The sequence below is a fragment of the Cohnella massiliensis genome (assembly GCF_900169535.1).
Taxonomy (GTDB): Bacteria; Bacillota; Bacilli; order Paenibacillales; family Paenibacillaceae; genus Cohnella; species Cohnella algarum.
The window spans coordinates 256,944-270,023 of the sequence record NZ_LT821258.1 but is presented as its reverse complement, the minus strand read 5'-3'; the positions used below and the strand labels follow the sequence as shown (position 1 = coordinate 270,023).

Below are 13,080 nucleotides of genomic sequence, written 5' to 3'. Positions count from 1 at the left end.
GGACAAAGGATGGTTACGTCTCGATCCTACGATGTGATCGTATTGGGCGGCGGCCCGGCAGGCATAATGGCGGCGATCGGTTCGGCGAGAAACGGCGCTTCTACCTTGCTGATCGAACGCTACGGATTTCTTGGCGGCATGTCGACGGCGGCGTTGGTCTATCCGTGGATGACCTTTCATTCCTCCGCCGGCGAACAAGTCATCAAAGGCCTGGCGCAGGAGCTGGTCGACCGGTTGCGCGAAAGAGGAGCTTCCCCCGGTCATTTGCGGGATACGATCGGCTTTGCGTATTCCTTGACCCCCTATCATCCCGAAGTGTTCAAAGTCGTGGCGGCGGAAATGCTGCAGGAGAGCGGAGCCGAGCTTTTGCTTCATACCTCGGCGATCGATGTCAAGCAGGAAAACGGCGTCATCGACAGCGTGACCGTTTATAATAAAAGCGGCATCGAGACGCTCCGGGCGAAGTTTTTCGTCGACGCGACGGGCGATGCGGATATTGCGTACCGGGCGGGAGCGCCATGGGAGCAAGGCAACGAGAATCATAAAGTTCAGCCGATGACGATGAAGTTCCGCATGAAGGGCGTCCGGACGGATCGGATCAAGCAGTACATGAAGGAGCATCCCGATCAATTTTACGAAAAGTCCATGATCGCGCAGCTCGACGACGTTCCGTTGACCGCGGTGTCGGGATTTTTCGATCTGTGGAATCAAGCGAATTTGTCAATTCCGCGGGAAGGCGTGCTGTTTTTTATCGGACCGGGCGAAGACGAGGCCTTGATTAACGTATCCCGCGTATCCGGGTTGGATCCGACCTCCGCGTCGGACTTGACGAAGGCGGAGCTGGAAGGAAGAAAGCAGGTGCTCGAGCTGGAGCGGTTTTTCAGAGAGCGCATTCCCGGCTTCGAGCAAGCGTCCGTGTCCGCGGCAGGCACGCAAATCGGGGTTCGCGAAACGAGACGCATCGTCGGCCAATACGTATTGACCGGCATCGACGTGCTGAACGCCCGACGGTTCCCGGACGTCATCGCAAGGAGCGGATATCCGATCGATATCCATCATCCCGAGGGCAAAGGCATTACGGCGAACTTTATTCGCGAGGGCGGAGCTTACGATATTCCGTATCGCTGCATCGTGCCGCGGCAGGTGACCAATCTGCTGCTGGCGGGCCGCTGCATATCGACGACGCACGAAGCCCAGGCGACGACGCGCCTTACGCCCAGCTGCATGGCGATCGGTCAAGCGGCCGGCACGGCCGCGGCGATTGCCGTTCGGCTCGGCTGCGCGAATACGGCCGTTCCGATCGATATCCTGCAGCGGACGCTTATCGCCCAGCGGGCCGAGCTCGGACTTTCCAAGGACGGTGCGGCGCATGGAGGATAAGCCAATCGATATCCGGATTCTCGGAGATCATCGGGTGCTGGCATTCGCGAAAGCGGAGCTGGCGGCCCATCTGACGAACGCCAAGTCGAATGCGGTGCCGGAGCGCGTCGTTTTGGCGACCTGGCGGCAGCTTTCGCAATCCTCGAACGGGCAGGTTCCGGACGCCGCGGCGCGATTGAAAGCCGCCGTTTATTCGGATGAATTCGTCATTGCCGAGGAGGGAGAAACGACCTATCTGACGGGAAATTCCGAACGGGCCGTTCTGTTCGCGGTTTACCATTACTTAGAACGGGTGTTCGGCTTGCGGTGGATTTATCCGGTTCCGCATCCGGCCGCGATCGGGAACGGGAGGAAATCTTCTTCCAGGCGGCATTTCGTTCCCGTCATGGAGCGGCGCGGATTCGTATTCGAAACGATCGACGATATTCCCTATATGCAAGCGATGGTCGACTGGCTGGCCAAAAATAAAATCAACGAAGTCTTTTTTACGTTTTCATTATGGGATAAAATCGGGCATGCCTTGCAGGAGATGATCGCCGATCGAGGCTTGACGATTACGCTCGGCGGGCACAGCGCGAAGTTTTTTATAAACCCGGCCGAATCGGCGGCGGCTTCGCAGGCGGATCATCCTTACACCGCCAAAAAACAGCTGGACTATGCGGATTTGGGCTGGCAGGCCCCGTTTTTCGACCGCATTGCGGATTACTGCAAGCAGGTGCGGAACCTGGCGAGAATTTCGCTTTGGCCCGAAGATATCAAGCATCGGCAAGCGGGCGATTTCCTCGGGTCGTACATCGCGTTTACCGAACGCCTGCAATCCGCTTTCGCCGGCGCCGGGCTGGACGTCGAGGTCGAACATATTGCCTACAATGCCGGTTTGGCTTGGGATATGCTGGAACGGGGCGGGCATCCCGGTTCTTCGTCCATCGAGACGTTATATGCCTATTGGGGCCGGGATTATCGCGATGCCTACGCAACGGCGAGAAGCGAAAGCGATCGCCGCGCCTATGCCGCTTTGCGGGATTGGATCGCGCAAATCCGCCGGAACGGCCGCAAAGCGACGATCTTCGAATATTACAGCGACCATTTCATGCTGAGTCCGCTGTTTCCGATGCTGCCGTCCCGGATCGCGCAGGATATCGCGGACTACGCGAGGCTGGGGATTGACGGGATCGCGAATCTTGTCGTACCCTGTCCTCAATGCGAGGCGTATCCGTGGCAATGGAATCACGGCTATAACAGCTATGTGTTTGCCAGAGCGCTGTGGCATGAAACGATCGAGGACATTCAAGCCGACTATTATCATGCTTTCGAACCGTCGATGAGAGAAGACGCCAGGCGCCTGCTGGAACGATTGGAACAAACGGTTCCGGCCTTGACGTCCTGGAACGTTCCCCTGTTTCCGGCCCGGGCGGTCGATCCGTTGAAGGTCGGGGCGATTGCGGAAGAGCGGCGCGGCGAAATCGTATCGCAGCTTCAGGCCGTCATCGATGCCGCCGAACCCTTCCTGGAGGCGCAGCAGCAAGAGCATCCGGACCATCCGTTAGTTCTGAGCATGAAGCATTACGTCCGGTTTGCCCGCCTCGTGCGGGAACAGTGGCTGGAGCATGACGTCGTCTAGCTTTCGTTCCCGAGCGACACTTCAAAAGAAATGTGGTCGTTATGGTCATTAAAATCGGAATTATCGGAACGTTGGAGATCTTGGAGCAAATCAAGCAAGTGATCAAAACGTTTCCTACGTTTTTGCCCGCGTTTTACCTTGTCGAGCACGAACAGGATATTTTGCCGATCGCGGAACGCGCGAGCGCGGACGCGGAAGTGCTGCTGCTGTCCGGTCCGCTGACAAGCAAAAAGGTCAAAGACCGCCTCAAGCTGCCGATTCCGGTTCACTACGTTCCGATCACCGAAGCCGGCTTGTACAAAGCATTATTTTACGGAGCGCATGCCGGCAAACTGTCGCGCGGCATTTCGGTGGATTCCCTGACCAAAGTGAACGTGAAGAGGGCGGCTCGGGAGCTTGGCATTTCGGATTTGGAATTTGCCGTCTATAACGGTCCCTCTTATGCTTCCGCGGAGAAGCTGGCGCAGTTCCACCAAGAGCAGCATGCCGCCGGGAAAAGTTCGCTCGCGCTGACGGGGGTGCAGGCCGTCGCCAGGCAATTGGCGCAGCTCGGGGTGCCGAATCATTGGATGGCGCCTTCGGACCAGGATATTATCGTCACGCTCGAGCGCGCGTTATTGTCGACGGAATCGCGGCGCAACAAGGAAGCGCAGATCGTCGTCGGGATCCTCAACGTCGACGAGTTTCACAAGCTCGTGATGAAGCGGCCGAGCGAGCATGAAGTGCAATTGATGAAGCTGGATATTCAGCGAATGGTGCTCAGCTACGTCGAATCGCTCGACGGCTACTTGACCTATCTGGGCGGAGACGAATATTTGTTTTTCACGACGCGGGGCGTGTTCGAGCGGGAAACGGGCGGCTACAAAACGATTCCGCTCGCGAAGGACGCCAAGCAAAGCTTTAATGTCAGCTTGAGCTTCGGCGTCGGCTTCGGCATGACGGCCAACGAAGCGGGAACGAACGCGCGCGAGGCGCTGCGCAAGGCGAAGGAAGCGGGCGGCAATGCGTGCTTTATCGTGCGCGAAGACAAAAGCATGATCGGCCCGTTGGAAATGGCCGACCCCGTCAAGGCGACCCTTGCCCCGCTCGATTACGCGCTCGTGAAAAAAGCGGAAGAAGCGGGGATGACCAGCAGCTACTTGAGCAAGCTGGTCGCCTATACGACGAAGCATGAAAAATACGAATTTCATGTGCATGATTTGGCGGCGATGCTCAACATTACGGTGCGAAGCGCGCATCGCTTGCTGCTGCTGTGGATCGATCACGGCCTGGTCGACATCTCCGGCATGGAGAAAGTGCCGAAGGGCCGTCCGCGCCAGCTGTACCGGTTCAGCTTTTTGGAAGGGAAATCGTTTTAGAAGCGAAAGGCGGACTTCGGTCCGTCTTTTGTTGTTTTAAAGACAATTAATCGTCCTGTCTTTTAATCCTTGTTGCCGGTAGAATGAAAGTAATTCGACAAGGGAAGGGAGCTCGTTCGATGAATACAGTCGAGCAATTGCTTGCGGTTTTGACGCGGCCGACGGAGGAACTGATCCAGGATTTAGCCAAAATAGACGGCGACATTATGCTGCTGGGCGTCGGAGGGAAAATGGGTCCGACCCTCGCGGGGCTTGCGGTGAACGCGATTCGCGAAGGCGGCCTGAACAAAAAAGTGATCGGGGTGTCCCGGTTTTCCAATCCGGAGGCGAGACAGGAGCTTGCGGACGTCGGCGTAGAAACGATTTCCTGCGACCTGCTCGACGACGCCGCGCTTCAGGCTTTGCCGCACGCGGACAACATGATCTACATGGCGGGCAACAAATTCGGCACGACCGGCCGCGAGTATTTCACTTGGGCGATGAACGCCTACTTGCCGGGGCGGGTAGCCGAAAAATACAAGGACTCCCGCATCGTCGTGTTTTCCTCCGGCAATATTTATCCGTTCATGCCGGTGCGCAGCGGCGGCGCGGACGAATCCGTCGCTCCCGAGCCGATCGGCGAATATGCGCAATCGACGCTGGGCCGCGAACGGATTTTCGAATATCACTCCCATAAGAACAGCACCCCGATGACGATGTATCGCCTGAACTATGCGATCGATATGCGCTACGGCGTCTTGCTGGAAATCGCGAAAGCCGTGAACGAAGGCCGGGCGATCGACTTGACGACGGGCTACGCCAACGTCATCTGGCAAGGCGACGCCAACTCGATGGCGCTTCGCTGCCTGACGTTATGCAGCGCGCCGCCGACGATCATGAACATTACCGGGCCGGAAACGCTGTCGATTCGTTGGGCCGCCAACCAGTTTGCCGCCCGTTTCGGCAAAGAGGCCGTCTTCGAAGGCGCCGAAGCCGAAGTGGCGCTGCTGAACAACGCTTCGAAATCCCATCAAGCGTTCGGATACCCGAAAGTGAGCCTGCTGCAGATGATCGATTGGACGGCGGAATGGGTGCAAAGCGGCGGTTCGACCTGGAACAAGCCGACCCACTTCCAGGAACGAAAGGGGAAATTCTGATGAAGCTGGAACGAAGCAAACTCGAAGCTTTGCACGACGGAATTGTCATTCCCGCGCATCCTCTTGCGCTTAACGCGGACCGCCGATTGGACGAAAAGCACCAGCGCGCCTTGACGCGTTACTATATGGCATCCGGCGCCGGCGGCGTAGCCGTGGCCGTTCACTCCACGCAATTCGAAATCCGCGATCCGAAGCACAACCTGTTCGAGAAAGTGCTGCAGCTTGCCGCCGAAGAAGTCGATCGGGCGAAGCTCGATCGTCCATTCCTGAAGGTGGCGGGAATTTGCGGGCCGACGGAGCAGGCCTTGAAAGAAGTCGAGGTTGCTTTAAAATACGGCTACGATGCCGGATTGCTCAGCATGGGCGGCTTGAAGGATTACAGCGAAGCGGATTTGCTCGAGCGCACGAAAGCCGTTGCCGCCCGGATGCCGGTGATCGGTTTCTACCTGCAGCCGTCGGTCGGCGGACGAATCTTCACCTATGATTTCTGGAGCAAATTCGCCGAAATCGACAACGTCGTCGCGATAAAAATGGCGCCGTTCAACCGGTATCAGTCGCTCGATGTCGCCCGCGCCGTATGCGGTTCGAGCCGCCGCGACGAAATTGCCTTGTACACCGGCAACGACGACAATATCGTGAACGATCTCCTGACGACGTACCGGTTCGAAGTCGGCGGCGAAGTCGTGGAAAAGCCGGTCATCGGGGGCTTGCTGGGCCATTGGGCCGTATGGACGCAGAAAGCGGTCGAAATGCTCGAGGAGATCAAGGAAGCCCGCAAGTCCGAACGGATCGCAAAAGAATGGCTGACGCGCAACATTCAAGTTACCGATTGCAATGCCGCGTTTTTCGATCCGGCGCATCATTTCGAAGGGTGCATCCCGGGCATCCACGAAGTTCTTCGCCGTCAAGGCCTGCTTCAAGGGACGTGGTGCCTGAACCCGGACGAAACGTTGTCGGAAGGCCAGGCCGACGAGATTACCCGCGTGTACGAACAATATCCTCATTTGAACGACGACGATTTCGTAAAAGCCCATCTGGCGGAATGGCTGGCGGACTAACGCCGCTTAGGCAAGGGGACGATCGCGATGAGGTTTAAAGACGTTTTTTCCATTATCGGTCCGTCCATGATCGGCCCCTCCAGCTCCCATACGGCCGGGGCGGCGCGCATCGGAAGAGTCGCCCGCAAGCTCGCGGGGGCTCTGCCCGATCGGGCGGACATCTATTTGTACGGCTCCTTCGCCGAGACGTACCGGGGACACGGCACGGACGTCGCTCTGGTTGCGGGCCTGCTCGATTTTGCCACCGACGATGAGCGAATTCGCGATGCGCTGTCCATCGCCGAACGGGAAAGGTTGCAGGTTCGCTTTCATCCGATGACGCAAGCTTTGCCGAACGTCCATCCGAATACGGCGAAAATCGTCATGCAATCGGGGGAAAGCCGCCTGGAAGTGATCGGCTGTTCGATCGGCGGCGGAAATATCGAAATCGTGCGAATTAACGAATTCGATATCAAGTTTTCGGCGGCCTACCCCACTCTCCTTATTTTTCACGAAGACCGCACCGGCATGATCGCGCTCATGACCCATATTTTGCAGCAATACCATATTAATATCGGATACATGAAGGTCGAGAGAAAAACGAGAAGCGGCGAAGTGCTGACGGCGATCGAAATCGACGACGCCGACGCCCGCGCGGTCGTTCCTCATTTGCGCCAATTGCCCTACGTCCAAGCCGTCCATTTCATTCATCTAGCGGAAGGTGAGCCTGCCGATGAGATTTAATTCCTTGCAAGGCATCATTGAAATTTGCGCGAAGGAACAGCTGACGATCGCGGAACTGATGATCAGGGAGCAGGCCCGGGAATCCGATCAGCCGCGGGAACGGATTGTCGGGCAGATGACGGATTACTACGGCATCATGAAGGAAGCCGTGCATAAAGGCGTTTCCGAGGACATTCGTTCGCGCAGCGGGTTGACGGGCGGAGACGCGAAGCGGGTCTACCAATACATGAATGCGGGGACGTCCTCGTTGGATACGGAAGCCTGCCGCGCGTTAGCGTACGCTTTGTCCGTTTCCGAAGTGAACGCCTCCATGGGAAGAATCATCGCGACGCCGACGGCGGGCTCTTGCGGCATTATTCCCGGCGTGTTCGTCAGCTCCCAGGAGCGCTTCGGCTGGAGCGACGAACATATGGTCAACGGCCTGTTTGCCGCCGGCGCCATCGGCTATGTCGTCGCGAACTCTTCCTTTGTTTCCGGAGCGGAAGGGGGCTGCCAGGCGGAGGTCGGCTCCGCGATCGGAATGGCCGCGGGAGCGTTGACGGAACTGAGAGGCGGAACGGCCGAGCAGGCGATGCACGCCGTCGGCCTGGCATTGAAAAACAGCCTCGGCCTCATCTGCGATCCGGTTGCCGGGCTGGTCGAAATTCCTTGCATCGTGCGCAACGGCTTCGGCGCCGTAACGGCGCTGGCGGCCGCGGACATGGCGTTGGCCGGCGTGCGCAGCGCGATTCCTTCGGATGAAGTGATCGGCGTCATGCTGCAGGTCGGCTTGTCGATGCCCGATCAATATCGCGAGACCGCGAAGGGCGGGCTGGCCCAAACCCCGACCGGCAAAAAAATGATGAAGCAATGGCTGTCGGAAGAAGGAGCGAACCCGTCATGAATCGTTTGCTTGAGCGGGCGCGGCGGCTGGAAGCCGAAATCGTCGCTTTTCGCCGCGATTTGCACGCCCATCCGGAATTAAGCTTCGAGGAAAAAGAAACCGCGCGAAAAGTCGCGAGCGAAATCGAACGTTTGAACGTTCCCTATCGAACGAACGTCGGCGGGCACGGAATCGTCGCCGATTTGAAAGGGGAGCGGGACGGACCGATCGTCGCCCTGCGGGCGGATATGGACGCGTTGCCGATCCAGGAAGAAGCGGACGTGCCGTTTGCTTCCGCAAAGCCCGGCGTCATGCACGCCTGCGGGCATGACGCGCATACGGCCATGCTGCTCGGCGCCATAAAGCTGCTGAAGGAGCAGCCGTTCCCGGGAACCGTCCGCTTTCTGTTTCAATCCGCCGAGGAAATCAACGCCGGGGCGAAGGCCATGATCGAGGACGGGGCGCTTGCGGGCGTGTCCGAAATTTACGGCCTGCACAATCTTCCGACGTTATCCGCCGGCAAGCTGGCGACTTGTCACGGGCCGATGATGGGATCGGTGGACCGCATCGAGCTTCATATTCAGGGCAGGGGCGCGCACGGCGCGATTCCGAACGAAGGAATCGACCCCGTCGTTTGCGCTTCCGCGATCGTCATGTCCTTGCAGTCGATCATCAGCCGGGAAGTGTCGCCTTTCGATCCGGTCGTCGTGACAATCGGAAGCCTTCATGCCGGCATGGCCAACAATGTCATTCCCGATACCGCCGTGTTGACGGGGACGGTGCGCACGTTCGGCAAAAAGGTCCAGGCGACGATGAAGGAACGGATCGAACGCATTGCCGGGCAAATCGCGGAAGGATATCGCTGCAAGGCTTCGCTTCGCTATATCGAGCAAGTGCCGGTGCTGGAAAATCACGACGAGCCGATGGCGTTCGTCGACGAGACGATCGACCGGACGATCGGAAAAGCCGGGCGGATCGAAGCCGCGCCGACGCTGGCCGGCGAGGACTTCTCGGTATATTTGCGCCATGTCCCCGGATGCTTTTTTTGGCTCGGCTCGGGACCGAAGGAGCATGCCGAGCGGGCGTACGGCCTGCATCATCCGAAATACCGATTGAACGAGGACTGCTTGCCGATCGGTTCGGCGATTTTGGCCGCGATCGCGGCGGAGCGGCTGAAGCATTTGCAAACTTCGGAAAAAGACGGGAGATGATCGAAGATGGAGAAGCTGCGGATCGGCATCATCGGCACCGACTCTTCTCACGCCGTTGCGTTTACGAAGCTGTTGAACGATGCGGCCGACCCTTATTACGTGCCCGGCGGCAAAGTCACGAAGGCGTACAAATCCAGTTCGCCCGATTTCGAGCTCAGCTATTCCAGGGCGGAGCGGTTTTGCCGGGAGCTGCGGGAATACGGCGTGGAACTGACGGACGACATCCAGTCGGTCGTCAACGATTGCGACGCCCTTTTATTGGAATCGGCCGACGGGCGCGTTCGGTTGGAGCAATTCCGGCAAGCGGCCCCGGCGCGGAAGCCCGTCTTCATCGACAAATCGTTGGGGATCACGCTCCGGGATGCCCGACAAATCGTCGAGCTTGCCTGGGACTACGAAACGCCGGTCATGAGCGGCTCCGCCTTGCGCTATGCGGTCGCGCTTGAAGAGGGGCTGGCCCGAATCGACCGGTCGACGATCAAGAAAGCGACCGTTATGTGCCCGCTTCCTATCGAACCTACCCAATCCCGTTATTTCTGGTACGGCATTCATGGCGCCGAAATGCTGTATCGCATTCTCGGCCAAGGCTGCAAAGAGGTGCAGGTGGACGCAGCCGAGGGGGAGGACATTCTGACCGGATACTGGGAGAATGAGGTCATCGGAAAAGTCATCGCCAGGCACGATCCCGGGCAGCCGTTCGAAGCGGAGATCGTGACCGATTCGGAGACGATTGCGATTCGAATCGCGGACGGAAAGACACCCTTCTATGCGAGTTTGTTGCAACAGGCGATGGTTTTTTTCGAGAAAAAAACCGCCCCGATTCCGTACGGCGAAATGCTGGAAGTCGTTTCTTTCCTGCAGGCGGCGGAGACGAGCTACGGGCAGCGCCGGTCGGTTCCCTTGCAATCGTGAGTGCAAAGGGCCGTTATTCGCGAAAAATCCTGCTCATTGAACAAATAACGGCCCGAGGAGGCCGTTGTTTCGTTTGAGCGAGGCCGAAACGGGCCGGTTGGTTCGACTAACGCCCCTGTCAAGAGCGCTTTTGCGCGGAACGGGAACCGGCCGTGCCTTCCGCTCCGTTTTTGTCGGCCGCGAGCAAGTGCTTGAACATGAGCATGAGCTTCAGCTTCAGCAGGTCGCTCACCTTCTTGAAATCGAGGCCGAGCAGCTCGCCGATTTTGTCCAGCCGGTACTGTAGCGTATTCCGGTGCACGAACAGCTGCTTGGCCGCCTCGCCGATCTGTCCCTCGCTCGCGAAAAAAGCTTCCAGCGTCGCATAAAAATCGGCAATATACTCATCGTCCTTCTTCGTCAGGGGGCGCAGCAGATGCCGGCAATATTTTTTCATCGCTTCGTCCGGAATGTGGGAAAACAAATACGTAAATTCCAGGTCCGAAAATAAAACGACGGCGCCGCCGACGCCAAAATACCGACCGAGCCTCCTCGCCTCCCTGCATTCCTCGTAAGCGTCCGCAATCTCGGTTATTTCCCGCTTGACTTTGCTCACATAGCATCGCGCCTTTGCGTCCTCCGGCGAACCCAGCGCTTCGTTCAGGCATTCGGTCAACAGCCTGACGAACGTTTCGTTTCCGTTTTCCGCCGGCTGCTCCTGCGCTTTGAAGAGAAACAGCACCCCGTCCCCGATTTCGACAATATGCGATTCCCATGCGCCCAAAATCGGATGATAGCCGATTTCCCGGCGGATGTCCCGAAGCGATTCCTGTACGGACGGCGGCGAATCTTGTACCGTCTCGCCCGCCGAGGCGGGGACGGCCAGCGCCGCGACGAACGGACCCGACAGCAGTGGGGAGCCAAGCGTTTTCGCCTGTTCGACGAAGCTTTCTTTGGACAGCCGCCCCTGCAAATAACGCTCCGCAGCGAGACTCCACCGATAGCCGGCCATCGTATGCCGGCCGTCCCGGAACTTGTCCATATGATAGCAAAGCACTTCCGCGGCCTGATGGTACAGCCCTTCCTCATCCGGATGGATCGGTCCCGTTTCCGGAATGACGATCAGGAAGCCGTAGCACTCGCCCTCCTTCATCAGCGGAATCCGGCAAAACCAGCCGAACGCGGTCCGGCCTTTTTCGTATTTGGGCGCCCACGGCCATTGTCGGGTCCATTCGGCCGCGGGCCAATCGCTGCCGTTGAATAACATTTGCCCCCGGGCGTTGAACACGACGATAGCGTGCGCCAGGATGTCGGCGATCGTCCGGAAAGGGTTCGAGAAGTCTTCGGTTTGCAGCGTAAAGCGGACGAGCCGCATCTGTTTTTCCAGCGCATCGTGGAGCTTTTTCGTGCTTTTTTCGAATTCGGCCTGGAACAGGGCGTCCATCTGATCGGAAAATGCGAATTCAAAGGGAAGCTCCAACACGGGAAAATGAAGCCGGTTCGCCTCGTCGAGCACGACCTCGGGAATTTGCGACCAGTACCTCCCCAGCTTAAGGCCGATCCCCGCCGCCCCGCGCTCGTTCATTTTTTGCAATAATTGCAGCAGCTCGTCGGGCGAGTCCTTGATCGCGTAAGCGGTCGTCAACAGCAGCTCGCCGGCCCGGATCCAGTTGACGACGTCGGGCGCATCCATCGTATTGACGGCTTTGATTTTGCGCGATTTTCCCTTTTCCCCGGCGACCAGCCTGGCTTTCGAGAACGGAAAGACGGTTAAAGCCTCCTCGACCGTTAAGTTCATGTTAACCTCCTGGCGTTTGCGTTATATTCATGTGATGTAACAATGTTTTTTGATACAACGAAACGAGGTCAAATTCTTCATTTTTACAAAAAGGCGTGATGTTAATTGACTCAAATCCATATTAATTCTAAATTTGTATTCAATCAATGTTAACTATAGTTCCATTAAAAGCGGGAGGGACGAAGGCATGTTCAGATATGAAGGCAAAGCTTGGGAGGAACGTTTTTTGCCCCGGCTGTCCTCCTTGCAGATCAAGGAGCTTCCGAAGGAAGACGCGCTCGTCGTCCTGCCGGTCGGCGCCGTCGAGCAGCACGGCTGGCATCTGCCGGTCATGACCGACTCGCTCATCGGGGAGGCGCTGCTCATGCAAACGATGGAGCGGCTGCCCGATCATTCGAACGTCTGGCTGCTGCCTCCGGTTTCTTACGGAAAGAGCAACGAACATCTGGATTACGCCGGCACGATCTCGCTGTCCTCGAACACGCTGCTCGGCGTTTTGTCCGATATCGGAGCCAGTTTGAAAAGAAGCGGCTTCCGCCGGCTGCTGCTGTTCAATACGCACGGCGGAAACGCGGACTTGCTGAACGTCGCCGCGCGGGAAATTCGCGTCGCGACGGGGCTGATGGTGTTTTACGTCAACCCGCACAGCCTGGACACAACGAGCGGCCTCGTGACGGAAGAGGAGCTGGAATACGGCATTCACGGGGGAGACATCGAGACGTCGATGGTGCTGGCGATCAAGCCGGACTGGGTTCGGGAAGAGCTTGGCGTGTCCGAAATGCCGGACGTGTCGCAGCTTGAATTTTTGACGATGGAAGGGAAAATCCGGTTCGCCTGGGCGATGAGCGACATTTCGCACAGCGGGGTCGCGGGAGACGCGACGAAAGCGACCGCGGAAAAAGGGAAAATCATGCTGGAGCGGGGCGCTGCCGAACTGGCCAAGGCGATGCTGGAGATCAGCCGATTCGAAATCGGCCGGGTTCTCCCGAAAACGCGGCATGAGCCGACTTACGACAACAAGATCGACGGGCGGGAGGGATAG

11 protein-coding genes are annotated in these 13,080 nt (G+C 58.0%); 10 read left to right on the top strand and 1 reads right to left on the bottom strand.

Features of this window, described 5'->3' with window-relative positions; genetic code table 11:
• The first annotated feature begins 9 nt into the window (after window positions 1–9).
• The 9 genes from B7E11_RS10875 to B7E11_RS10835 all read left to right on the top strand — a co-directional run bounded on the left by B7E11_RS10875 (window position 10) and on the right by B7E11_RS10835 (window position 10,261).
• Window positions 10–1,380: an FAD-dependent oxidoreductase gene (locus B7E11_RS10875; RefSeq protein ID WP_080834278.1), complete on the top strand. Its 1,371-nt coding sequence runs from the start codon at window positions 10–12 to the stop codon at window positions 1,378–1,380.
• Window positions 1,370–3,001: a hypothetical protein gene (locus B7E11_RS10870; RefSeq protein WP_080834276.1), complete on the top strand. Its 1,632-nt coding sequence runs from the start codon at window positions 1,370–1,372 to the stop codon at window positions 2,999–3,001. The genes B7E11_RS10875 and B7E11_RS10870 overlap by 11 nt, the downstream gene beginning before the upstream one ends.
• A gap of 41 nt (window positions 3,002–3,042) precedes the next feature.
• Complete coding sequence (locus B7E11_RS10865; RefSeq protein WP_080834275.1) at window positions 3,043–4,359, top strand: GGDEF domain-containing protein; 1,317 nt, start codon at window positions 3,043–3,045, stop codon at window positions 4,357–4,359.
• A 119-nt stretch (window positions 4,360–4,478) separates the two neighbouring features.
• Window positions 4,479–5,495, top strand: a complete 1,017-nt coding sequence (locus B7E11_RS10860; protein WP_080834273.1) for an NAD-dependent epimerase/dehydratase family protein — start codon at window positions 4,479–4,481, stop codon at window positions 5,493–5,495.
• The gene (locus B7E11_RS10855; protein ID WP_080834271.1) at window positions 5,495–6,553 is read left to right on the top strand and encodes a dihydrodipicolinate synthase family protein; all 1,059 of its coding nucleotides are present in this window, start codon (window positions 5,495–5,497) and stop codon (window positions 6,551–6,553) included. Before B7E11_RS10860 ends, B7E11_RS10855 begins: the two co-directional genes overlap by 1 nt.
• Window positions 6,554–6,580: 27 nt before the next feature.
• Window positions 6,581–7,276: an L-serine ammonia-lyase, iron-sulfur-dependent subunit beta gene (sdaAB, locus tag B7E11_RS10850; protein WP_080834269.1), complete on the top strand. Its 696-nt coding sequence runs from the start codon at window positions 6,581–6,583 to the stop codon at window positions 7,274–7,276.
• The gene (sdaAA, locus tag B7E11_RS10845) at window positions 7,266–8,159 is read left to right on the top strand and encodes an L-serine ammonia-lyase, iron-sulfur-dependent, subunit alpha (RefSeq protein WP_080834268.1); all 894 of its coding nucleotides are present in this window, start codon (window positions 7,266–7,268) and stop codon (window positions 8,157–8,159) included. Before sdaAB ends, sdaAA begins: the two co-directional genes overlap by 11 nt.
• Entirely contained in the window at window positions 8,156–9,349 is a 1,194-nt protein-coding gene (locus B7E11_RS10840; RefSeq protein WP_080834265.1) for a M20 metallopeptidase family protein, read from the top strand. The genes sdaAA and B7E11_RS10840 overlap by 4 nt, the downstream gene beginning before the upstream one ends.
• A 6-nt stretch (window positions 9,350–9,355) precedes the next feature.
• Window positions 9,356–10,261 carry a Gfo/Idh/MocA family protein gene (locus B7E11_RS10835; RefSeq protein WP_080834263.1) on the top strand — a complete coding sequence of 302 codons (906 nt, stop codon included), beginning with the start codon at window positions 9,356–9,358 and terminating at the stop codon, window positions 10,259–10,261.
• Between the two features lie 118 nt (window positions 10,262–10,379).
• On the opposite strand, the gene B7E11_RS10830 is transcribed toward B7E11_RS10835, so the two are convergent.
• Entirely contained in the window at window positions 10,380–12,038 is a 1,659-nt protein-coding gene (locus B7E11_RS10830; RefSeq protein WP_080834262.1) for a PucR family transcriptional regulator, read from the bottom strand.
• Between the two features lie 187 nt (window positions 12,039–12,225).
• On the opposite strand from B7E11_RS10830, the gene B7E11_RS10825 reads away from it, so the two are divergent.
• Entirely contained in the window at window positions 12,226–13,080 is an 855-nt protein-coding gene (locus B7E11_RS10825) for a creatininase family protein (protein WP_080834260.1), read from the top strand.

Excerpts from the sequence above, each read along its gene's own strand:
- B7E11_RS10830 (WP_080834262.1), bottom strand. The coding sequence starts at position 12,038 with ATGAACTTAACGGTCGAGGAGGCTTTAACCGTCTTTCCGTTCTCGAAA.
- B7E11_RS10870 (WP_080834276.1), top strand. The coding sequence starts at position 1,370 with ATGGAGGATAAGCCAATCGATATCCGGATTCTCGGAGATCATCGGGTG.
- sdaAA (WP_080834268.1), top strand. The coding sequence starts at position 7,266 with ATGAGATTTAATTCCTTGCAAGGCATCATTGAAATTTGCGCGAAGGAA.
- B7E11_RS10825 (WP_080834260.1), top strand. The coding sequence starts at position 12,226 with ATGTTCAGATATGAAGGCAAAGCTTGGGAGGAACGTTTTTTGCCCCGG.
- B7E11_RS10855 (WP_080834271.1), top strand. The coding sequence starts at position 5,495 with ATGAAGCTGGAACGAAGCAAACTCGAAGCTTTGCACGACGGAATTGTC.
- B7E11_RS10860 (WP_080834273.1), top strand. The coding sequence starts at position 4,479 with ATGAATACAGTCGAGCAATTGCTTGCGGTTTTGACGCGGCCGACGGAG.
- B7E11_RS10875 (WP_080834278.1), top strand. The coding sequence starts at position 10 with ATGGTTACGTCTCGATCCTACGATGTGATCGTATTGGGCGGCGGCCCG.
- B7E11_RS10840 (WP_080834265.1), top strand. The coding sequence starts at position 8,156 with ATGAATCGTTTGCTTGAGCGGGCGCGGCGGCTGGAAGCCGAAATCGTC.
- B7E11_RS10865 (WP_080834275.1), top strand. The coding sequence starts at position 3,043 with ATGGTCATTAAAATCGGAATTATCGGAACGTTGGAGATCTTGGAGCAA.
- B7E11_RS10835 (WP_080834263.1), top strand. The coding sequence starts at position 9,356 with ATGGAGAAGCTGCGGATCGGCATCATCGGCACCGACTCTTCTCACGCC.
- sdaAB (WP_080834269.1), top strand. The coding sequence starts at position 6,581 with ATGAGGTTTAAAGACGTTTTTTCCATTATCGGTCCGTCCATGATCGGC.